The 20,872-nt window shown below is 63.6% G+C and carries 18 protein-coding genes; all 18 read right to left on the reverse strand.

Annotation, left to right across the window (positions count from 1 at the left end):
- Window positions 1–22: 22 nt before the first annotated feature.
- A complete protein-coding gene (locus ACGSLL_RS05005; RefSeq protein WP_208937951.1) occupies window positions 23–454 on the reverse strand; it encodes a curli assembly protein CsgF in 432 nt (143 codons plus the stop codon).
- A complete protein-coding gene (gene csgE, locus ACGSLL_RS05010; protein ID WP_394503752.1) occupies window positions 451–843 on the reverse strand; it encodes a curli production assembly/transport protein CsgE in 393 nt (130 codons plus the stop codon). Before csgE ends, ACGSLL_RS05005 begins: the two co-directional genes overlap by 4 nt.
- On the reverse strand, window positions 840–1,379 hold the full coding sequence (locus ACGSLL_RS05015) for a type II secretion system protein (RefSeq protein ID WP_394503754.1): 540 nt from the start codon (window positions 1,377–1,379) through the stop codon (window positions 840–842). Before ACGSLL_RS05015 ends, csgE begins: the two co-directional genes overlap by 4 nt.
- Window positions 1,354–1,728, reverse strand: coding sequence for a type II secretion system protein (locus ACGSLL_RS05020; protein WP_150594830.1), 375 nt, complete (start codon window positions 1,726–1,728; stop codon window positions 1,354–1,356). The genes ACGSLL_RS05015 and ACGSLL_RS05020 overlap by 26 nt, the downstream gene beginning before the upstream one ends.
- Window positions 1,729–1,733: 5 nt before the next feature.
- Window positions 1,734–2,207, reverse strand: coding sequence for a type II secretion system protein (locus tag ACGSLL_RS05025; RefSeq protein WP_099758586.1), 474 nt, complete (start codon window positions 2,205–2,207; stop codon window positions 1,734–1,736).
- A gap of 2 nt (window positions 2,208–2,209) precedes the next feature.
- Window positions 2,210–4,057 carry a secretin N-terminal domain-containing protein gene (locus ACGSLL_RS05030; RefSeq protein ID WP_394503757.1) on the reverse strand — a complete coding sequence of 616 codons (1,848 nt, stop codon included), beginning with the start codon at window positions 4,055–4,057 and terminating at the stop codon, window positions 2,210–2,212.
- Entirely contained in the window at window positions 4,054–4,572 is a 519-nt protein-coding gene (locus ACGSLL_RS05035) for a hypothetical protein (RefSeq protein WP_394503759.1), read from the reverse strand. The genes ACGSLL_RS05030 and ACGSLL_RS05035 overlap by 4 nt, the downstream gene beginning before the upstream one ends.
- A complete protein-coding gene (locus ACGSLL_RS05040; protein WP_394503761.1) occupies window positions 4,572–5,120 on the reverse strand; it encodes a GspMb/PilO family protein in 549 nt (182 codons plus the stop codon). The genes ACGSLL_RS05035 and ACGSLL_RS05040 overlap by 1 nt, the downstream gene beginning before the upstream one ends.
- Complete coding sequence (locus ACGSLL_RS05045) at window positions 5,107–5,652, reverse strand: PilN domain-containing protein (protein WP_394503763.1); 546 nt, start codon at window positions 5,650–5,652, stop codon at window positions 5,107–5,109. The genes ACGSLL_RS05040 and ACGSLL_RS05045 overlap by 14 nt, the downstream gene beginning before the upstream one ends.
- 1 nt (window position 5,653) lies before the next feature.
- Window positions 5,654–6,457 (reverse strand): hypothetical protein, encoded by an 804-nt coding sequence (locus ACGSLL_RS05050; protein ID WP_394503765.1) that lies wholly within the window; start codon window positions 6,455–6,457, stop codon window positions 5,654–5,656.
- A complete protein-coding gene (locus ACGSLL_RS05055) occupies window positions 6,438–8,144 on the reverse strand; it encodes a GspE/PulE family protein (RefSeq protein WP_394503767.1) in 1,707 nt (568 codons plus the stop codon). Before ACGSLL_RS05055 ends, ACGSLL_RS05050 begins: the two co-directional genes overlap by 20 nt.
- A gap of 81 nt (window positions 8,145–8,225) precedes the next feature.
- The gene (locus ACGSLL_RS05060) at window positions 8,226–8,759 is read right to left on the reverse strand and encodes a response regulator (RefSeq protein WP_208937961.1); all 534 of its coding nucleotides are present in this window, start codon (window positions 8,757–8,759) and stop codon (window positions 8,226–8,228) included.
- Window positions 8,760–8,980: 221 nt separating this feature from the next.
- Complete coding sequence (locus ACGSLL_RS05065; protein WP_394503770.1) at window positions 8,981–9,742, reverse strand: peptidylprolyl isomerase; 762 nt, start codon at window positions 9,740–9,742, stop codon at window positions 8,981–8,983.
- Window positions 9,743–9,757: 15 nt separating this feature from the next.
- Entirely contained in the window at window positions 9,758–11,308 is a 1,551-nt protein-coding gene (locus tag ACGSLL_RS05070) for an ABC transporter substrate-binding protein (protein WP_394503772.1), read from the reverse strand.
- 9 nt (window positions 11,309–11,317) lie between these two features.
- On the reverse strand, window positions 11,318–11,938 hold the full coding sequence (locus ACGSLL_RS05075; protein WP_394503774.1) for an SCO family protein: 621 nt from the start codon (window positions 11,936–11,938) through the stop codon (window positions 11,318–11,320).
- Window positions 11,935–12,585: an SCO family protein gene (locus ACGSLL_RS05080; RefSeq protein WP_208937965.1), complete on the reverse strand. Its 651-nt coding sequence runs from the start codon at window positions 12,583–12,585 to the stop codon at window positions 11,935–11,937. Before ACGSLL_RS05080 ends, ACGSLL_RS05075 begins: the two co-directional genes overlap by 4 nt.
- A gap of 13 nt (window positions 12,586–12,598) precedes the next feature.
- A complete protein-coding gene (locus ACGSLL_RS05085) occupies window positions 12,599–14,521 on the reverse strand; it encodes a YncE family protein (RefSeq protein WP_394503777.1) in 1,923 nt (640 codons plus the stop codon).
- A gap of 502 nt (window positions 14,522–15,023) precedes the next feature.
- Window positions 15,024–20,846 carry a manganese-oxidizing multicopper oxidase MnxG gene (gene mnxG, locus ACGSLL_RS05090; protein WP_394503779.1) on the reverse strand — a complete coding sequence of 1,941 codons (5,823 nt, stop codon included), beginning with the start codon at window positions 20,844–20,846 and terminating at the stop codon, window positions 15,024–15,026.
- Window positions 20,847–20,872 lie beyond the last annotated feature (26 nt).

Genomic DNA, 20,872 nt, shown 5'->3' on the forward strand with positions numbered 1-20,872 from the left:
ACTCCCCGGAACCGTCAGCCCGTCATGGGTTGAGGCCGTTCACCTGAATTTCCGAAACTTCACCGGTCGCTCGATCGGTCACTTCAATGCTCAGTGCCCCGGAGTCGTCGATGACGTTGACGATGAAAGAGTCGGTGGACAGGCTCCCCGTGTTGCCAGTGGAGATGTTGTCCAGCAACTGCCCTAACAGCCGCGATTGCAATTGACTGGTGAAGCGCTCCAGCGCCGAGGTACCGGCCACCGCCGACCGACTCTTGATGTCGGGGTCGTCGTGATCGTTTTGCGCCTGGGCGTTGTTGAGCAGCCAGGTGCCGTTCAGCGGGTTGCCGCCGAACGACGGGTTGACCGGCGTGTAGACCAGTTCGGTAGCCTGGACCGTGGCAGCGCTGGCGAGGCCGATCAACAACCCCGAGATCCACAATCCGCTGCGCCGTGAGAACGTTGTCGTGTTCATAGTTCGTCCTTCTCAAGGTCGGTGGTGTCCTGCAACAGAGCCTCCAGCTTGCGCTGGACAACCTGGCGTCGAACCCAGTCGGCGGCCGCGTAGGCCTCGTCCTTCAGTTCCACGGTGTTCGGCGGCAGGAAGCGCCGATAGACCAGGCGTTGCTGATATTCCACGGTCACCAGGCTGCCCCAGCGCGCGTCGGGGCGCTCGCGCACCACCAGGTTGAAATTCATCGGGCTGGTGTCGCGCAGGCGTTCGGTGAACGAGTAGTAAAAGTCGTGGCCGATGTGCGAGATCGTGTCGTCGACGACAAAGCCCATCAGTTCGTCTTCTTCACCGGCATGGGCGCCGCACGCCACTGCGGCGAGGACCAGCGCGCACCACCAGTGGCGAGTCATGGCTGCAGCGCCTGGGGCAGATTCGACTGGCCCTTGGCCGGGCCGTTGCTGCCCTCAAGGAAGGCTTTTTCGGCGACGAACTGCCAGTCCGAATAGCGCTGCATGCCCTGGAAATCCGCCCACTGCGACGGGAAGTCCGTCTGCTTCAACGGCAGCTCGGCCGACGGGCTGTTGAGGCCGGTGATGCGCCCGTCGAAACCGCGTTGCAGCGCCCACTCGCCCTGCCCGATCGGGTCGGGATAGAGCTGCCGCAAATGGTGTTTCGCCTCCGGGAAACGCTGATCATCGAGCAGGTCCGCGAGCTCTTTCGGGTACTGCGCCACCCCCGGCGAACTGCGGTAATAGCTGCGCAGTGCCTGGGCGTATTGAGTGCCGACCCAGAGCAACTGGCGTTCGCGGTCACGGCGCGAGGCGGTCGACCACAGTTCGCCGGCACTGGCCAGGCCCATGCCCATGACCACGATCAGGAACAGCACACCCAGGTAGGTGAAGCCGCCCTGCTGCGCGCGATTACCACTCGGCATACTGGCTGCCATCACGCGCCCTCCCCGTAGCACCGCTCTTGATGTCGGCCACGCCACCGGCGACGCCGTCCGGTGGCGCGATCAGCACCCACTGGTCTTTGCGCTCGGTGATCGGGTCCAGCGGCGCGTTGCGCAGGTAACGCTGTTCGATCAGTTGCTCAATGGAATCCGGGTAGCGCCCGGTATCGCCGTAGAAGTGATCGAGCGCCTCGCGCATCGCCGACAGGCTCTGGCGCAACGTAGTTTCCTTGGACGCTTCGAGGCTGTTGAAGTAGCGCGGTAAGGCAATGGTCATCAGCGTGGCGATGATCGCCATCACCACCATCAGCTCCAGCAAGGTAAAACCTTTTTCCCGGCGCATGAGCTTCACCACTCGCGGTAGGCAATGCCGTTGAGACCCTTGCCGCGGGCGTGGGAGTAGACGTCGAAAACGTCCTCGCCATCGCGCGGGTTCTGAGCCGAACTGTCGTAGGCGCGCACGCCCCAACCCCCTTCGTCATCACGTTTGGCCGGCACCAGCGGATCGCGCGGGATGCGGCGTAAAAAGTAGAACTTGGCGCCTTTGGCACTGCGCACATCGCGCACGCCTTCGACCAGCACTTTCAGGTTCGGCGGGTAGCCGCTGCTGTTCAGCGACTTCTCGATGTAACCGGCATCAAAGGCGCGCTTGTAGGCGTCGATGCCATCGCGAATCTGGTACAGCGCATTGCGCAATTCTTGCTCCTTGCCACGCCGCACCAGGGTCTCGGTCAGCGGCGCGGCCATGCTCGCCAACAGGCCGATCAGGGCCAGCGTCACCACGACTTCAATCAAGGTAAAACCGCGTTGGGAGGCGTTCATGATCAAGGCTTCTCGACAGTGACGCGGGTGGTGGCCACGGCCGATTCACCGATTGCACGCGGCTGCGCGGCAGGCGACGGCATCACGTAGCTCTGCGAACGGTCCGGCGCCTGGATGTGCATGCTGGTTTCGGTGCCGGTGGAGAATTCCATGTCCGACGGGCTCTGGTACGGCAGGTTGCGCACGATCCGCGGAGTGATCGACAGCACCAGTTCCGATTTGCCGACGGTGTCCTTGTTGCTGCCGAACAGCCGGCCCAGCCCGGGAATGTCGCCAAGGCCGGGAATCTTGTTACCGGTGGCGCCGTGGTCGTTGCGCACCAACCCGGCGAGGATCTGCGTTTCGCCGTCATGCAGGCGCAACGAGGTCTGCGCGTTGCGGGTGTCGACCTGCACCGGAATCGTGCCCTGGCGCGTCGGTTCGAGCGGCGTGGCGTTGCTGACTTCGAGGGCGATCTTGATCGCCACTTCGTTGTTCAGGTGCACGGTCGGTTGCACTTCGAGTTTCAGACCAACATCCAGGTAGGTGACGCTTTCGGTGATCACCGGGCCCTGGGTCGAAGGCACCGACGTGGCGCTGATGATCGGCACGCGCTGACCGATGTGAATGCGCGCCTGCTCACGGTTGCTGACGCGGATCACGGGACTTGCGAGGGTGTTGATGTCATTGTCCTGCGCGTTGATCTTGGCTTGCGGCGATGGCGAGATCGAAATCCGGCTGGAGTTGATGCCCTTGAGTTGATCAAGAAGGGTCACCGCCGAACCGTCGCTGTTGACCACACCGAACGTGTTCGGCCATTGCAGACCGAGGTCGAGAATGCGCTGGGTAGCGACTTCCATCACTTCCACCTCAAGCACCACTTCGGGGTTGGACTGATCCTGCGATTGCAGAAGCTTCTCGGCCATGCGCACGGCGTCTTCGGTGTCGCGCATGGTCAGGGTATTGAGGCGTTCGTCGACGAACACGTCGCGGGTCTTGAGCATGGTCTTGACCATGTTCAGTGCGGTGTTGGCGTCGATGCTGGTCAGGTAGAACGTGCGCATCACCAGTTCCTGGTAATCCTTCACCTTTTGCGGCGAATCCGGGTAGATCAGCAAGGTGTTTTCGTTCACCACTTTCTGGTGCAGCTGGTTCTGTTGCAGCAGCAGGGTCACGGCGTCTTCGATGCGCACGTCACGTACGAAAATCGTCGCCTTCATGTCCGGGCGCAAGTCTTTGTCGAAGATGAAATTCAGCCCCGCAACCTGCGACAGCACTTCGAAAATGGTCTTGAGGTTGGCGTCGCGAAACTCCAAGGTCACCGGGCGATCGAGCTTGGTGCGCAGCTGCGGATAAGTAATCACGTTGCGGCTCTGTACCAGGCGGATGTTGCCCTGCAGCTCGAGCGCGCCTTCGTTGTTGGGGTCAAGTTCGAGGATCTGTTTGACTTGGCGATCGGCGCCGTAGATGTCGCCACGCCGCAGGTCGCCACGGGCGAGTTCGAGCTTTTCTTCCATGCTGCGCAGGTAGTCGAGCTGACGCAGGGCGTCCTGCGCACGGCGGTTGTTTGGTTCGATGGTCAGCACGCGGTTGTAGGCCACACGAGCCGAGGCGAAATCGCGGCGGGCACGGTCGGTGTCGCCCGAGGTCAACAACGCGGTGATCGCTTTCGCCCGACCGCTGTTGAGCAGCAAGTGCAGTTCGGTGTCGCGTGGGTCCTCGCGCAGGCCTTCTTCGATACGCGCCAGCCCCGCCTCGTACTGACCCTGTTCAATCAGGTCAGCGGCTTCCTTGTTGGCCACCTGCGCAGTGCTACAGGCGGCCAGCCCGGCGCACAGGCCCAGGCTCATCAGCAAACGGGAACGGTTCATTGCGTACTCCCCACAGACAAGGTCTGCGACAAATGCAAAGGCAGGTAGACCAGGCTCAGTTCCAGATCGGAAATGCCGGTGATCTTCCAGGTGTCGTCGATCACATCCCCGTTGCGCACGACGTAGATCTTTTCGCCGTTCTGCAAAAACACTTGCAGGTCGCTGCGGTCGTGCAGCCTGCCGACGAACTGAAACGGCACCGGTGGCAGGCTCGGGGCTTGCACCACTGTGGCCGGGTTGATCGCTTGTTCGGTGACCGTGGCGAGCACCGGCGCGGCCTTCCAGGATTTGGCGGCGAACAGGTCACCGGCCGGGCTCAGGTCCTTGATCGGGGTGTCCTTGGCCTTGGTGTCGCTCGCCGGTAGCGCGCCACGGCTGGCGGTTTTTGCCGGGGCAGCCAGCGCTGCTTCGTTGGAATCGGCGTCTTCGCTGGGCGAGATATATTCCGGCAACCACGCCAGCGCGGCCGCCACGCCGAAGAACGCTACCCACCCGGTCACGCGCTTGGTATTCATCACGACCTCGACAGGAAAAGGGTCATACGGATCCGGCCATTGAGGTCGGTGTCGCCAATCTTCTTGCGTTGCAACTCGAGGTCTTCCACCACCACTGCCGGCAACTGGCCGAGCAAGGCGTGCACAAAGCGCCGCAGTTGCGGGTAGCTGCCGCGCACAGGCAACAGGATCTGGTAACGCGCCAGATGGGTTTTCGGGTCGACGCCGAGCGCGTATTCGCCACGCGCCAGGGTGATGTGTTCTTGCGCGGCGAGGGCGTAGATGCGGTCGATGGCGACGGTGGCTTGCGGTTGCGCCGGCAGTTTGTTGCGAAAATCATCGAGCTGACGTTGCGGCACCACCGGCGGCGCGATGCTGCCGTCTTCAACCTTGGCCAGGTACTCGGTGGCTGCCTGAGTCTGCTCGCTCAAGTACTGCAACGATTGCCAGCCCGGCAGCAAACCGCCGAGTGCCCAGGCCACGGCCACCAGCAACAGCGCCAGCCCGGCCAGGCCCGGAACGCCGAGGCCTTGCAGGTATTCGTGGACGATCAGTCTAGGGATTCGCATCGCCCATCTCCCAGGTCGCCGACAAGTTGAATTGCACCGGTTGTTCCGGCGATTTGACGACGATTTCGTGGCTGAGCAGCGACACGTCGGACAGCTCGTCGCTGGCTTCCAGACGCTTGTGGAAATCAAGCATCGCTTGCAGATCCCGCGCTTCGGCACTGATGCGCACCTGGCCCTTGCGCGCATCCGGGGTCAGGCTGAGCAGCGCAACGTCATCGCGCGGCATCGCTTCGAGCATGGCAAACAGGCGTTCCCACGGCCGGCGCAGTTGCTGCGAAACCTTGCGCATCTCGGCGAGGTTCTGCGCCTGCTCGCGGGTTTGCGCCGGGCTCAGGGTGGACTTGGCCCCGCTGTCACCGTTGAGCTGACGCTGGGTGGCTTGCAGATGGCCCTGCTGCTGTTCGGTGTGCGCGTCGAGGTGCTGCTGCACGCCGAAGCACAGCAGCGCCAGCAGCACACCGGTGCCGAGCAGGCTCCAGCCCAGCGGACCGGAGCGCGGGCGCGGTTGAAAATCCAGATTGAGCGCGCGCATGTCAGGCCACCGCCCGGGACATGACGTACAAGCCGTCACGTACGGTCATCGAGTCGTCTTCGAGCGTGCGCAAGTGCGCTCCCGCCACATCCGGTTGCGCATCGAGGCGTGCCGGCGCGTGCAGGTAAACGTTGAAGGCGCGTTCGCTGGTCGAGGCCTGCAACTGGCGTTCGCGACCGATCAGAGCATTCAATGCGGCATCGCTGTCGCTGCCGCCGACCGAGCGCACGCCGGCCCAGCGCCCTTCCCTTGCCAGCAACAGCACGCTGCGTTGCGGCTCGGCAACCACGAACAGAAAGTCGCCGGCATCCAGGCTTTGGTCGAAGCGGTTGAACGCCGCCATCAGATACGGCTGCACCGAGCGCAGACGCAGACCGCGACCGCTGACCAGGCTGCGCAGGCGCTCGAGCAAGTCCTGCGGCAAGGCACTGGCGATACGGTCGTAACCGGCCGGCTCAGCCGACAGCACCAGACTCCAGGCTTGGGTCGGCGCGCCGAACAGGTCTTCGAAACACAGCTGGGCGAAGCCGCGCAGCTCTTCCGGACTGCTGATCTGCGCGCTCCACGGCACCAGGCAGAAACGGCTGAAGTGCCCGGAGACGACCACGCTCAATTCGGCACCGGTGCCGGCGTGTTCACCGAGCAGGCGATCGAGGGTGTCCAGCGCCACCGCGTAGCTCTGGAAGCCTTCGTCGATGTAACCGACGCTGCCCAGCCACAGGATGTCGCTGCCACGCCGCTGACCGAGGCCAACGCCGCTGGCGCCGAGCACGGCGATAAAACGCTCACGCGATAAAAGTGACACGATTGATCTCCTCCAGCGTGGTGCGCCCCTGCTCAACCAATTCCAGCGCCGACTCACGCAACAGGCGCAAACCACGGGCGCAGGCCAGGGCTTTGATTTGTTTGATCGGTTGGCGCTCGACGATCATCTGCCGCAGTTCGTCATCGAGGTGCAGCAACTCGGCAATCGCCGTGCGCCCGCGATAGCCGCTGCCCCGGCAGTGGCCGCAGCCTTTGCCGTGGACGAAGTGGTAGTGGGCGACTTTCTGCGGGTCGAGGCCCGAGGCACGCAGCTCTTCCTCGCTTGGCTCGACCGGTGCGCTGCAACTGCTGCACACCAAGCGGATCAGGCGCTGGGCGAGAATCGCGTTGAGCGCCGAAACCAGGCTGTAGGGGTCGATTTCCATTTGCGTGAAGCGGCCGATCACGTCGAAGACGTTGTTGGCGTGGATGGTGGTGAACACCAAGTGACCGGTGAGCGCCGATTGCACGGCGATCTGTGCGGTGTCCGGGTCGCGGATCTCGCCGACCATGATCTTGTCCGGGTCGTGGCGCAGGATCGAGCGCAGGCCGCGGGCAAAGGTCAGGCCTTTTTTCTCGTTGACCGGAATCTGCAGCACGCCCGGCAGTTGATATTCGACCGGGTCTTCGATGGTGATGATCTTGTCCACGCCGTGGTTGATCTCGGTGATCATCGCGTACAGGGTGGTGGTCTTGCCGCTGCCGGTCGGGCCGGTGACCAGCACCATGCCGTAGGGCTCGGCAGCGAGGCGGCGCAATTGGCGCAGGGTCTCGTCTTCAAAGCCCAGCGCCTGCAATTGCACGCCGCAGACCTTGTCGGCCAGATCCTGTTTGTCGAGCACCCGCAGCACCGCGTCTTCACCGAAGATGCTCGGCATGATCGACACGCGAAAGTCGATCTGACGGCCACTGATGCCGATCTTGAAACGGCCGTCCTGCGGCACACGTTTTTCGCCAATGTCCAGTTCGGCCATGACCTTGACCCGCGAGATCACCTGCTCGGCGAACTCGTTGCCCTGGACTTTGCTGATGTTGTTGAGCACGCCGTCGATGCGGTACTTGATCACCAGACCGTTGCCGGTGGTGCCAAGGTGAATGTCACTGGCGTGCATTTTCAGCGCGTCGTACAGCGTCGAGTTGACCAGTTTCACCACGCTGCTGGCGTCTTCGCTGATGCTGGTCAGCGACAGGCTTTGCAGGGTGTCGGTTTCGCAGTGGGTGTCGCCCTGGGCGTTCAGCGACTCGACGGCATGGAAGCTTTCTTCGTGGCGGGCCAGATAGGCCTTGAGGTCGTCGGCGTGCACCAGGTACAGCGGCGCGCCGTGTAGACAGTCGTCGATCCAGGCCAGCCGCGCCGGGTCGAAGGGGTCGGCAAACACGCCGATGACGGCATCGTGGTGGCGCAGCAGGATGAATTCACGTTTGAGGCATTGCGCGAGGGTGACGCGATCGAACACCGGCGTCGCTTGAAACAGGCTGTCGGTGTCGAGCACCGGATAATGCAGGGTGGCGCCGAGGGTGTGAATGAACGGCATTGGCGCCAGTTCGCAGAGCACGCCGAGGGCTTCAAGCACGCGTTCGCCGGAGGTGGCGGCCCGCGCCCGGGCCTGGGCAAGCTGTTCACTGGAAAAGCGCTCGGGGGCGCTTTCGGCCAACAGTGGTTCGACGACAACGGACAGACGTTCCATGGCTTGCTCTCCAACCGGGGCGTAAAGCCCTGTCGGCGCGGCAAACCTTGTCGGCAAATGCCGGAACGTCTGATCGCGCCACTACTCCCCGGTGAGCATTTGATCGTCGTCCGGTGCCATGGCCGTCGACAGGCTTCGTCGACGATCCGCCAGCACCCAACTGCCATCGTACAACTGCAACGGGAAGCTCTCGGTCCTGCTCTGGCGTCGTTCGACAAAGCCCTCGGAAGGGCTCGCACCGGGTTTCGCTTCGCGCTTGATGCCAAGAAGGTCGCAGACCGCTCGGGCCAGTTCCGCCAATGGAAACGGTTTGAACAGGATGTGGCTGACTTGCAGTTGCCGCGCCCGCTCACAGACTTCAGCGGTCGGGTGCCCGGTGATCAGCACAAAATGGCACGTCCTGTTCTGGCGGACCGCGTCGAGCACCTCAAAGCCTTCCATATCCGGCAAGCGGTAATCGAACACCAGCACGTCGGGGGCAAACGTTTCGGCCAGGCCGATACCCGTCGCTCCGTCATGTGCAATCCGGACGTCCAGCCCCTGCGCCGACAGATAATCCTGAAGGTTCTGTGCAAGCAGCTGTTCGTCTTCGACAACCAGTACTTTGTTAACCAAGGTCGACTCCTTGAATCCCGCCAGTCCGAAATCTGAACCTGCTGGAGTGCGCCTCACAAGGGGTAACGCACACTTCATGCCAGGCTGAGCGCCGGTAATTTTAAGTCTTCATGTCCTTGAAATTGATGACAATGCCCGCTCGTCCCGGTACCCCGTTCCCCAGAAACGGGGAAGCACCTGAATGGGCATCGAAGGCATTCCCCACTATTGGGGGGGAACCTTCAGTCGTCGTCAATACGTTCGATTCTGCTTTGTGCCCGCAATTGCGCGAGCACCTGACGACGAGCCTGAGTCTGTCGCTGTCGGGCAAGCTCTGCCCTGACTGAGTCCAGCCCCTGCGAATCTGGGACATCGACGACCTCCAAGTGGTTCGGTAAATAAATCACATGCCAGCCAAAAGGTGTCCGCACCGGTTCGCTGGCAAACGTCGCTTCGCCGACAATCGCGGCGCGCATCTGCATCAAGCGTAGACGTGCCGCAGCGACCATGGCTGCATCCGCCTGCCGTGGCAACCTGACCAGCAGTTGTTGCGGTTGCAGGGTGTGCGCACGGATCAGCGCGCCGAACATCTGTTGCGCGGCCAGCTCGCGGCGGGTGTATTCAGTGAACGAGGCCTGATCGAAACCGGCGTCCTGCAACCGCCGCTGGAAAGCTTCGCTACCGCCGAGGGCGTTGCGGGTTTGCTCGACCTGCTGGCGCACGGTTTGTTCGTCGACCTGCACGCCGCGCTTTTGCGCTTGCTGCCACAACAGTTCCCGGTCGATCAGCGCTTGCAGCGCGGCCTGGCGCAGTTGTCGGTAAGCCTTGGGGCTGCGAATGCTGGTCACTGCGCGGCCCTGGTCCTGCAGGTATTCGACGAAGTAGCGTTCGAGGCGAAACGCGGAAATCTCCTCGCCATTGACCCGCGCCGCAGCCGGACCGTCGCTGGCCCACGCCGTCGGCAGGCAGCAGGTCCACATCAACAGCAACGCTGTGAGTCTCATGTTCGAGGCCTCCGTTCAGGGGCTGGCAACCAACGGTTTGTAGGGTGCAACCAGATAAAAACGCTGATCCGACAAGTCCACCGTGACCACGTGCGCGCCGCTCAACCCCAGGCGCCGCCCCGGACCGAAACTCAGGCGTGGAGTCAGGCCGGTGTCGAAGTCATGCAAGCCCTCCAGCGCCGCCACCAGTTTTTCGCGACTGGCATCGCGCCCGACCTGTTTAAGGCCTTCACCGAGCAGCAGCATCGAGGCGTAAGCGCCGACTTGCAGCACCGCATGCTGCGCGCCGAGGCCCTGGCTTTCGCGCAGCACCGTCAACGCCGTGCGCCCCGCCTGCGTCCAGTCGCTGGGCACAAACGGATAGGCGAGAAATACCCGGCGGGTAAAACCGTCAGGCACTTGCAGCAGATCGCCGGCGACCTGGCTGGAAGCGGCAAACAGATACGGCACTTGCCCGGCCCCCTGCAGGCGGGTCGCCAGCCGACTGAAGCCGCCGCCATCGCCCAGGTAGAAGACCGAACGCGAGCCCAACGGCAGCGCATCCGCCGCCGGGTCATAGGCCTGCACATGAACGTTCTGCCAGCCGTGATCTTGCAGATACCGGCCAAGGTTTTGCGCGGTCTGCACTTGCGCCGGGTCATCCGCACAGGCGATCAGCGTCGGCCCTTGCAGCACCCGCAAGCTGGCCGTGGCGTAATCGGCCAGCGCCATCATTTGCTCGCGCAGACCGGGCAACGGTTCGAAGATCTGCCGACTGGTCTGCAACGGCCCGAGGATCGACATCGGCCCGATCAGCGGCACGCCGGCCTGTTCCAGACGTGCGCCCAGTTCGCTGTCGAGCGCCGGCGCCAGCGGTGCGATCAGGGCGAATACTTGTTCGTCTTCGATCAAGCGTTGCAAGGCCTGCTCGGCGCTGGCGCGATCCGGGCCGGGGTCAAGCACGGTCAGGCGCAGTTGCCGGCCATGAATGCCGCCGGCCTGATTGATCCGCGCCACGCTGCCGTTGAGCACCGCTGCCACCGTGGCGCCCTCCTCGGCCAGCGGCCCCTGGCTGGGCAGCAAGGTGCCCAAGTGCAAAGTCTCGGCTTCAAGGCCAGGATCACGCTCATCGGCCAGCCGTTTGAGGTAAGCCGTCAGGTTGCGCTGGTCCTTCATCGACAGGACAAAGCGCGGCATGCTCGGGTCGAGCCGGTTGTGGGCGGGATCGCGGCCCTGTTGGATCACCGTGGCCAGACTGCTTTCGGTGTAGGCCGGATAATTGCGCCCGTTGACCTGCTGCTGGCCATAGAGGCTGGTCAACCGCGCCCAGTCGAGCGACGGCGGACGCACGCCACCCTCCGGCCGACCGAGGCCATCGTTGCCGTGGCAATTGGCGCACGGCAGGCTGGTCGCCGGCAGTGCTACATCCGCCGCGCCGACCCGCGCCATGATCGCCTCGCCACTGGCGGACAACCCTTGCCGATACAGGCGCTTGCCCGCCGCCTCATCGGCGTCCAGCGACATGGCGTCGGCGCCGAGGCTGATGCCGGCGAGCAGGATCAGGGCGAGTCCGCAACGCAGGTTCATGACGCGGGCTCAGCGGCCAGCCACAGGCATTGTCAGCAACTGCAAGCGCTGAGCAATGGCGGCGGCCGGGGCATCGGGGCGGATCTTGCTCCAGCGCTTGTTGGCGACATCGCCAACGATCAATTGCGTGGAGTGTTGCTCGGGGGTCGGCACGATCTGGCCGATGCGACTGAGCACCAGGTCCATCTGCGCCTTGTCGCCGGTGAGAAAAAGCCAATGAGGGTCATCGGAACCCTGCTTCAAGGTGTAAGCCTTGAGCACCGCCGGCGTATCGCGCAACGGGTCACTGGTAAGGGAAATGAAGGTGATGCCGTCGGCCTTGTCACCGAGCAGCTCGCGCACTTCCTTGAGCTTGCGGGTGATCAGCGGGCAGGCGTCGTTGCAGCTGGTGAAAATCACGTTGAGCAGCACCACACGGTTTTGCAGGGCATCGCTGTAGAAGCGCAGCGTCTGACCGTTCTGGTCCTGCAGCGGCGTGTCGGTGAACCAGGTTTGCGCATCGTGGGTGCCTTTGGCCGGCGCGGCAGCCACTGTGGCTGGCGGCTCTGATACGTGGTCCTCATGGGCGAAGGCCACGTGACTGAAAATCCAGAAACACACGCTCAGCGAGATCCAGTCGAGCAGTCTCATGGCTGTTGCTCCATTGCGATCGCGGTGTGTTTGGCGTGGGTGCGCAGGCCGCTGAGTTTTTCCACCTCCTTGGCCAGCAGCGCCGGATCGGTGAAACCGTAGTAGCGCATCCAGTGCCGATTGTTGCCGTCGCCCACGAGGATCAGCGGCTGATGATTCTTGAAATCGCCGCTGAAATTGCCCAGGCCCTTGAGAGTTTCGCTGATCGACTGCGGCGAGCCGGTCAGCCAGCTCCAGCCCGGCCCGTGTTGAAACGTGCGGGCGTAATCCTGCAGGCGTTGCGGATCGTCGCGTTGCGGGTCGATGCTGATCGACACCAGTTGCACCTCATCGCCGACCCGCGCCCCGAGCTGCGTCTGCACTTTGCCCATGATCGACGACACCACCGGGCACACCGTGGTGCAACTGGTGTAGATGAAGCTCATGACGACGATCTTGCCCTGCACCAGATCCTGCTCCAGGTGCACGCTTTTACCGTTCTGATCGAGCAGCGGCACGTTGGCGAACTTTACTTGCGCGTGTTCCTGGCTGCTGCCGGGCGCAGTTTTGTGGCCGGCGTGTTCGTCGGCGGAATGCGCCCGGGCATAGGGGCTGCCCAAGGTCAGCAGGCACAGGGTCAGCAGGCTGGTGGAGGCAAATCGGTGCATGGCGAATTCCTCTTCAATCATTCTGGCCGGGGGTTACCCGAACACTGGCGAAGGTCTTGTCATCGAAACCGGCACCCAGCGATGCCGCACGTACATGCAGGTACCAGGCACCGCTGCGGTCGAGGGTGATCGGCGCTTCGTACACGCCGTCGGCGACTTCCAGCGCCGCGACTTCGCGCGGGTGCGAGGTCGGCGCCAGGTAGTAGCGCAATTGCACGTCCTCAACGCCGCGGCGCGGGTGTTTTTGCTTGCCTTGCACGATGCGAAAGCGCACGACGTAAGGGTCGTTGAGCGCGACCAGGGTCTTGTCGAGCAGGAACTCGACTTTCGCCTGGCCGAGGGGTTTTGTGGCGTTGCCATCGGCTTCGATCTGCGCGGTGAAGCAGTGAATGATGTTCGGTTGATTGAGCAGGAACGCCACGTCGAAACGCCCGGCTGGCGGCAGTTTCACCCGCGCGCTGTAAAGCCCCGGCGAGACTTCGCGCAGGCTGCGATCGATGACCATGGCCGCGCGTGCAATCTGCCCGCGGTTGGGGTAACCGGACATTGGCGCATTCATGCCTTCGGCATAGAAATACGTGGTGTTGTCGACCGGGTTGACCACGAATACCGCGTTGTCATCGCGCGACACCGCAAGGCTTGAAGCCAGCGGTAGATCGCCGGCCATGCGCGGCGCTTGCGGCCCGGCCTCGAAGCCCTGGCTGATCGGCTGACGGCCTTCGCCCAGCGACGACAGGTTGATCATGGTGACTTTCGGCGAGGCCAGTCCGCGGATGTAGGCGTAAGCCTGGGTGAACACCACCTGATAGGGTTCGGCACTGACCTGCAGCTCATGAATCACGCTGTCGGTGGCGGCGTCGATGACGCTGGCGCGGTTTTCCACGGTGTTGAGTGCAATGGCGAAGCGGCCGTCGGCGCTGAAGGCCATCGGGCCGAGGCCTTGCTGTAACGGGATGACCCGGCGAATGGCGTGGCTACTGGCGTCGATCACCGTCACGCTGCCGTCCTTGCCGTCGGCCACGTAAACCGCGCCGGACAGCGGCGAATAGGCGACCGACAAGGGGTGCGAGCCGGTTTTGACTTGCTTGACGATGTTCAGACTGGCGATATCGACCACGCTGACGTTGCCGTCGTCGCGGTTGCTGACGAAGGCAAACCGGCTGTCCTTGCTGAAGGCGATTTCGTGGTGGCCGCGCCCGGTGATCAGCTGCTTCAGTGGTTTGAGGCTTTGTGTGTCGATCACCGTGACCCCGGAGGCTGCGGCTTTGCTCGCGTTGTTGCCGACCCACAGCAGGCGTTCGTCCGGTTGCAGGGCAACCCGCACCGGCTGCTGGCCGGCGGCGATCGAATCGACCACCTTGAACTGCTCGCTGTCGATCACCGCGACTTCGCCGGCGGTTGGCATCGAGACGAACACGCGTTTGTTGTCCTTGGGCGTGACCCAATCCATCGGCGGTTGTTTGAGTTCAATCCGCGCCAGGGTGCTGGTGATGCCGCCTACTGATACCGACGGATCGACCACGGCGATGCTGGCGTCGCGGTTCATCACCAGCAGGAAATAGCTGTTGAGGTCGAGCAAGGGCCGCGCGCCAATATTGGATTTGAGGAACACCCCAACCCGCGCCTTGCAGCTTTGCTCGCGGCCCTGGGCCTGATCGGCCGCAGGGGTTTGCGGATCGACCCAGGCGCCCGGTGCCACGCCGGACAATGGCTGGCCGGACGCACTGTCAGTGACGCGGAACTGCACATCGGCGAATTCGCCTTCACGCAGCTTGCCGTCAGCGGCCAGCGGCTTGAGGTCGAAATCCACCGCCACGCCATCACGCGCCAACGTCTGCCCGCCCACGGATTGCGCCAAGGCAATCTCACTCAGCGTCAACAGCGCCCCGGCCATGGCCAGCGTGCAAATACCGATGATGTTGATGATCCTGTTCATACCGCACTCCCCAACTTCTCTACCTGGCAAAAACACCGACCCTGTGGGAGCGAGCCTGCTCGCGAAGGCGTCTTCAGCGTCACCCTTGAAAACCGGGTTGCTCCCCTTCGCGAGCAGGCTCGCTCCCACAAGGGATTTGCCTTCATCCCGCCAACCTCACTGCCAACCGCCGTTCCCACAGGGGATTTGCATTCATCCCACCAACCTCACTGCTCACCGCCGTTCCCTGTGGGAGCGAGCCTGCTCGCGAAGGCGTCTTCAGCGTCACCCTTGAAAACCGAGTGGCCCCCTTCGCGAGCAGGCTCGCTCCCACAAGGGATTTGCATTCATCCCGCAACCTCACTGCCCACCGCAGACCCTGTGGGAGCTGGCTTGCCAGCGATGGCGTCCTTTGCGTCACATCAATGGCGCCTGTGCCGCCGTCATCGCTGGCAAGTCGAATCGTCGAACCGCAGCTCCCACAAGGATTTGCATCCCAGGCATGTTGTCGTTGCACCTGCTTCTACTGCCCCTGCGGTGCCGGCTCCGGTTCGTTGGTTACCCGTAACAATCCCCACAATCCGGAGGTGTTGCCGTAGGCGGCGTAGTCGCGGAACAGGTAGTCGCCCGGGATCGCGTTGCTGCCGCCGGCGCTGGGGATCATGAAGCTGAAGTGCGCGGCCGGCAGGATGCTTTCGTGGGCGCCGATGTACATCGACATCGGGTTGTAGCCGAAGCGCACCGAACCCACGCCCGGAGCCCCCATCGGATAACCACCGGTATCACTCTTCTCGGCGAGGAACGGATTGACCGACCACACATGCCCGTCGAGCTGGAACGTGGTGCCACGACTGCCGCCGCTCGGCATCAGGATGTGCGTGCGCAATGGTTGCCCGGGTTTGGCGTACAGCACCGGCGTCTGCGGATCGCCACCGACCAGCGCGTTGCTGTAAGCCATGTGCGCGTTGGTCATGTCGCCATAACCCGCACCGTCGGCATGCCCGAACGGTGCATCCGGCGCGAGGCCGAAGCGATACCACAGCGGCTCGGTCTTGTAGTTGATCGCCATGCTCGAGTTGTCCTGCGGATCGGTCGGCACGCCCAGACCTTCGGCGGCAATGCCCTCCACCGGCCGGCCGTTGGCCCAACGGGTGTTCAGCGCCTTGTGCCAGACCATCGCGAAGTCGCGATAACTGGTCTGCCCCGGCGCGGTGACCGTGGCGTTTACCTTGCGCGCATCGTCCACCCAGGTCGCGCCGATCGGCAGAATGCTCATCGCCCCGCCAAGCCCTTTTTGCGGCTGCTTGATGACGTCCGCCGGGGTGATGTTCAAGCCGCCGAACTCCACCGCCGTGGCGTTGATGTTGTCGACGCTGCGGCCCAGTTGCGTCACCGGTTTGCCTTCACGCTCCAGGTGCCCGGCGTAGTACTGATAGGTCCGCGTCGGGTACGCGCCACTGTTGCCGACCCGTGGTGGCACGGTCTGGATCGGGTTGGCGCCGACGTTGGCGCCGTCGGATTTGGTGATGTCGTAGGCCAGCAATTGCGCGTGCAGGCCGACGTGACTGGACGGGCGCATCAGGTTGTTGCTGAACGTGGTCGACCCCAGACCGCTGTTGCGATCACGCTTGACCATGCCTTGCATCACGGCGGTCTGGGTCAGATCGGGCATCACGCTCGGCAGACGGTTTTCCAGAGTGATGTTGAGGCAATCGCCCGCCGCTGCACGCAGCACCAGCGGCTCGACCGGGATGCCGGGCTTGAGCTTGCCGCTGACCGGGTCGAGGTCGGATTTGCGCACATACAGGATGGCGGTCGGGTCATGCAGCGGCCCGCTCTGCCCGCCAATGGTGATGGTCTCGCCGTCCTCCGGATCGGTCACCGTGACTTGTGGAATGCTCACGGTGCGCGAGTTCAGCACCAGGGTGCCGCCCGCCGGATTCAGCGGCCCGCCGACATGCTGGCCGAGCCCTTCAGGATCGCCGAGAGTCAGGCCCAGCGTATTGCCGAGAATGTCATTGGCCAGTGCCGCGACCACCTCATAGTTGCGCTGCACGGTCGGACGCGTGCCGATGCCGTTGGGGTTGGCGCCGATCCGCGGGCAGGTGCCCTCGAACGCCACGGTATTGCGCATGCCCGTCGGTTTGGCGTTGTTGGGCAAGGCAAACAGGTCGTTGCGCTGCGCGGTGTAGTTGCGCATCACGCCCCAGATGCCGCTCCAGTAGCCTTCGATCGAGGCGTCCATCGAGTACAGATAATCGCCGGTGGTCGCCGCCGAGCTGGAGAGCATCGACACCGGCGCAATGAAGCCCATCTGCTCGGAAATGCCGATCATCTGCGAAGCGCGCCAGCCGGAGTTGGAGCTGTTGCCGAAGCCCGAACCGCTCTGCAACCATTTGACCCCGTGCAGGGTGACGTTGTGTTCTTCTTCATGGCCGCCGGCATGCACGCGCAGCCGCACGTTGTCGCCGGTGTAGGTGCGCAGCATTGGCGTGAACGGATCGCCCGGTTCGGCGCCGCCCTTGTTGATGTGCGGCGGGAACAGCGTGGTGCCACCGGTAGGGCCGGTGGCCGAGGTGAGCAGATTCGGCGCCAGGTTCATCGCCGGGATCGCCCGGTCGGTACGGCTGTGCATGGCGAACGACAGATCGCCGCCGAGGCCGTCGGCCTGCATGCCACGCTTGCCGTCCGGGCCGACCTTGTTCGGATCGTAGACGCGCAGGGCCAACGGCTCGTTGCGATAGTTGACGACGAACATGCCCGGATCATCCACCGAAATCGCCTGCGGACATGGCCGGCTCGGACAGCCCGGCACCTGACCGCCCTGCACTTCCAGCACGCCTTCGAGCAAGTTGCTGGCGTTGTTGCGCACCGGCGGATTGATCGCGTAGCGGAAGCTGTCGGCGGTCGCCGGGAATGCTTGCGCATTCGGTACGCCATTGGGCCCGGCGCCGACGTACACGCCGGCTTCATAGGCGTGCTGGAAGTCGCTGTATTCGAGGAAGAACTCGCGGAAGCTGTCGTTCTTGCCGTCGCCGTCGAGGTCACCGGTGTTGATCACCGCTTGCCATGAGGTCGGCCCGCCGTCCTGGCGCGCGCCGCTGTACAGCGGCTCGCCGGTTTCGGCGTGGAACCAGGTGGAACCGGCCGGTTCCGCCAGCACCGTGGCGTACAAGCCGATCTGCTGGTGCGTCGATGGGCCCAAGTGGTCGTGCGTGAAGATTGTGCCGAGGCCGCGATCGACGCCTTTGGCATTGACCACCGGGTCGACGAACCAGCGCTGCATCGCCGTGCGCGCACCGACCCAGTCGGCGCGGCCGTACTGGCCGAAGAACGGATGGTTCTTCGCGATCGGGCAGGCCTGGGTGCCGTCGCGCGGGTCAGTGCCGGCGCACTGGTTGAACTCGCGGATCGCATGAATGCGCTCCTGCACGGCACCGGGGGAAAGCACGCCGTCTTCGTAGTTCCAGCCGTTGGAGGAACCGTCCGCCGAGGTCAGGTCCCACTTCGGCAGGTGAATGTGCTGGCCGATCACATCGGTCGGCGTGCGCACCTGATAGTCGTCCATCTCGTACGTGGCTGGCACCAGATTGGTCTGCTGGTATTGCACACAATCGAAAGTGTTCATGCGCATCACCAGCGGTTCTGGCGGACGCTGCTTGGTGATCACCGGCCAGGCGTCTTCCCACAGCGCCAGAATGCGCGCCTGCGGAAAGTGGTAACCGACTTTGTTATACACCGCGTCGAACTGGATGTTCGCCGCTTTGTAGATCCGTGGCCGATCAGCGGTGAAGGTCGAGGCGCCAATGAACGACATGCCATCGAGGCGCTCACCGCTGGCGAACTCGCCACTGCCGGCGCTGTTGGTCAGGCGTTTCTGCCGGTCGTCCATGCACGGTTCGTAGTACGGCGCACCGGCCATCGGCAAGGCGCCGTTGGTGCGAAAGGCCTTGGCCACCACCTGATTGCCGGGCAGCAAGGCATAGCTTGGGTGGTCCTTTTTCGCGTGGAAGGCCATGGCTGCCTGTTCGACTTCGGTGCCCTCCTCCGGCAGATAGATCGGTTTGGCCCGCAGCACTTCCTTGGAGAAATCCAGCGACGTGGTCACTGTGTGCGCCTCACCGCCGGCCGAGACGCCATCGAGGGCGTGGCGCTGCAAACCGCCGTTCCAGCCACCCGACTGTGCCGGATCGAGGTTGGCCCACAGCGCTTTGCCGCTGGCCTTGAGCGCTTGCGCGGTGGCGGCGTCGAGCATGTCCAGTGGTGGGGTTGGCGGACGTTGCCCGACCGAGCTTTCCATGCCGCCGATCCAGAACGGATAGCCGGGATTTTTCAGCGTGCCGTCGGCGTTGCGATTGGCTTCGCTGCGATCGACCAGCGCCAGTGAACCGATGGCCTGACCACCCGCGTTACCGCCCTGGTGTTCGCCGTCGTCATCACTTTCTTCGTCGTCATCGTTGCCGGCGACCAGGGTCTCGCCAATTTTCGGCACCACCACGACTTTGCCGGGCATCGGCGCCATGGCTTTGCCGGGCAGCGGCACGATGGCGGGAATCGGTGTGCCGGCGACGATCTCGCCGTCGGGCAAGGCCCGCGCGCCTGCCGCCGGTTTGCCGCTGCGCAGGGCAAACGGCTCGCTATGGAAACCGTCAGCGCCTTGCTGGGAGACATCGAGCCGCGTGCCTTCTTCAAACACATCGTGAACCCGCCACATGGCCCACATGCCTTGAGCGAAGTGCGGGTAGAAGTGGCAGTGATAGATCGCATCGCCGGCCACCCGGTTGCGGTTGCCCGAACCGCCATTGGCGATTTCATAGGTGTAACCGGCACCGGGGCCGATGCCTTGGGCATCGACGTAATCGGAGTTGTCGTCGTTGGGATTGAACAGCCACTGATGGCCGTGCAGGTGGAAGATGTGCTGCTCATGGCCGTTGTGGGTGTTGCGGAATTTGACGAAGTCACCGATGTAGCTGTGGTTGACGTTGGACGGCTCAGCGGGATAGAGCGCCATGGTCGCCTTGACGCCGATCTGATCGGCGCTTGGAGTCTGGCCCGGGGCGATGTTTTCCAGCCCGGCGTTGGCCGGCACGTCGACCAGCATCGCCACGTCGCCGACGGTGTGGGAGCTGAGGAAGAACTCTTCGTAAGCGCAGGACAGGCAATCGTGCATCGGCCCTACGCCCAGGCGGTTGGCCACGACCTCGGCGCCCATGCCACCGGAGCCGTAATTGATCATGAAAGAATCGCGAGTCGGCTCCAGCACATGGGCCATCACCGGGTCTGCCCAATACGCGGGAAATGCTTGGGTGGCGGCAGTTTCGTCCTGGAACTGCGAGGCAAAATCGCGGAACGGCTCCAGCCGGTTGGGAATCGCCGGGTTGCGTTTGCCCACCGACTCCAACGGGTAGGTGCTGGACGGGAAACTGCCGTCGGCATTGCTGCCCATGACGATCGCGTCGCTTTCACTGGAAATGATTTCGCTGCCGTCGACCATGTTGATGATCGGCGTGGCAGCCTTGCCCTCGCGCAGCCAGGGTTCGCGCTGCGGGTAGCGCGCCTGATAATCGACGATCGGATGACCGGCCGGGGTCCGCCCGGTGGTGGCCAGGCGCATTTCTTCCTCGGTCAGCGTGTTGCGGTAGCTGCGGCCGCCCTTGGGCAAAACCACGACCTGGCCGAACAGGCCGTTGGCAACGTTGCCGGCCGCCCCTTCGCCACCGAATGTCGCGCCACGGCTGCTGACGGCAAACGCACCCTCGCGTTCGGCGTACAGGGTGTAGGAACGGCTCGCCCCCGGCGGCACCAGCGAATTGGCGTTACGCCCGGTGAAGGACGAGATGTCATCGATGCTGTTGACCGCTTGCAGGCCATTGACCTGGAAGCCGACGTGACGGTCGGCGACTTGCTCATCGACCTTGAAGGCTTCGGCAGCGCTGACATTCTCGGTGCCCTCTTCGCCCTCGTTTTCAAAGTGCTTGTTGGGGTTGGCCTGATAGTCGAGCAGGTTCTGCAGATTGATCGTCAGGCAATCACCGGCCGCCACCCGCAGCACCAGCGGCCGCGGACGCTTGTCGGGACGCAGCGACACCTTGCCCGGCACCGCGGCGCCGCCGTAGGCCAGCGACACGTCATGCTCGTCGACCACGTCGCGGCGCAAGGCGTACATCATGCCGTTGACGTTCTGCGCGCCGAGACGGTTGAACATCAGCGGCTGATCGAAAGCGACCACGTTGGCCACCAGATTGCGCTCGCAGCGTACTGCGGCGCCGGCCAGCTCGACGCTGAGCATCGAGGCGAGTATCACCAGCCAGTTCAGCAGAGACGGTGCGTGATGAATGCCAGCCATGATCGGTAACCTCGTAGTGGGTGCGC

This window comes from Pseudomonas retamae (genome assembly GCF_043496865.1).
Classification (GTDB): domain Bacteria; phylum Pseudomonadota; class Gammaproteobacteria; order Pseudomonadales; family Pseudomonadaceae; genus Aquipseudomonas; species Aquipseudomonas retamae.

Bases quoted from the DNA above. Each gene is read 5' to 3' on its own strand.
- ACGSLL_RS05005 (WP_208937951.1), bottom strand. From the start codon at position 454: ATGAACACGACAACGTTCTCACGGCGCAGCGGATTGTGGATCTCGGGG.
- csgE (WP_394503752.1), bottom strand. From the start codon at position 843: ATGACTCGCCACTGGTGGTGCGCGCTGGTCCTCGCCGCAGTGGCGTGC.
- ACGSLL_RS05015 (WP_394503754.1), bottom strand. From the start codon at position 1,379: ATGGCAGCCAGTATGCCGAGTGGTAATCGCGCGCAGCAGGGCGGCTTC.
- ACGSLL_RS05020 (WP_150594830.1), bottom strand. From the start codon at position 1,728: ATGCGCCGGGAAAAAGGTTTTACCTTGCTGGAGCTGATGGTGGTGATG.
- ACGSLL_RS05025 (WP_099758586.1), bottom strand. From the start codon at position 2,207: ATGAACGCCTCCCAACGCGGTTTTACCTTGATTGAAGTCGTGGTGACG.
- ACGSLL_RS05030 (WP_394503757.1), bottom strand. From the start codon at position 4,057: ATGAACCGTTCCCGTTTGCTGATGAGCCTGGGCCTGTGCGCCGGGCTG.
- ACGSLL_RS05035 (WP_394503759.1), bottom strand. From the start codon at position 4,572: ATGAATACCAAGCGCGTGACCGGGTGGGTAGCGTTCTTCGGCGTGGCG.
- ACGSLL_RS05040 (WP_394503761.1), bottom strand. From the start codon at position 5,120: ATGCGAATCCCTAGACTGATCGTCCACGAATACCTGCAAGGCCTCGGC.
- ACGSLL_RS05045 (WP_394503763.1), bottom strand. From the start codon at position 5,652: ATGCGCGCGCTCAATCTGGATTTTCAACCGCGCCCGCGCTCCGGTCCG.
- ACGSLL_RS05055 (WP_394503767.1), bottom strand. From the start codon at position 8,144: ATGGAACGTCTGTCCGTTGTCGTCGAACCACTGTTGGCCGAAAGCGCC.
- ACGSLL_RS05065 (WP_394503770.1), bottom strand. From the start codon at position 9,742: ATGAGACTCACAGCGTTGCTGTTGATGTGGACCTGCTGCCTGCCGACG.
- ACGSLL_RS05070 (WP_394503772.1), bottom strand. From the start codon at position 11,308: ATGAACCTGCGTTGCGGACTCGCCCTGATCCTGCTCGCCGGCATCAGC.
- ACGSLL_RS05075 (WP_394503774.1), bottom strand. From the start codon at position 11,938: ATGAGACTGCTCGACTGGATCTCGCTGAGCGTGTGTTTCTGGATTTTC.
- ACGSLL_RS05080 (WP_208937965.1), bottom strand. From the start codon at position 12,585: ATGCACCGATTTGCCTCCACCAGCCTGCTGACCCTGTGCCTGCTGACC.
- ACGSLL_RS05085 (WP_394503777.1), bottom strand. From the start codon at position 14,521: ATGAACAGGATCATCAACATCATCGGTATTTGCACGCTGGCCATGGCC.
- mnxG (WP_394503779.1), bottom strand. From the start codon at position 20,846: ATGGCTGGCATTCATCACGCACCGTCTCTGCTGAACTGGCTGGTGATA.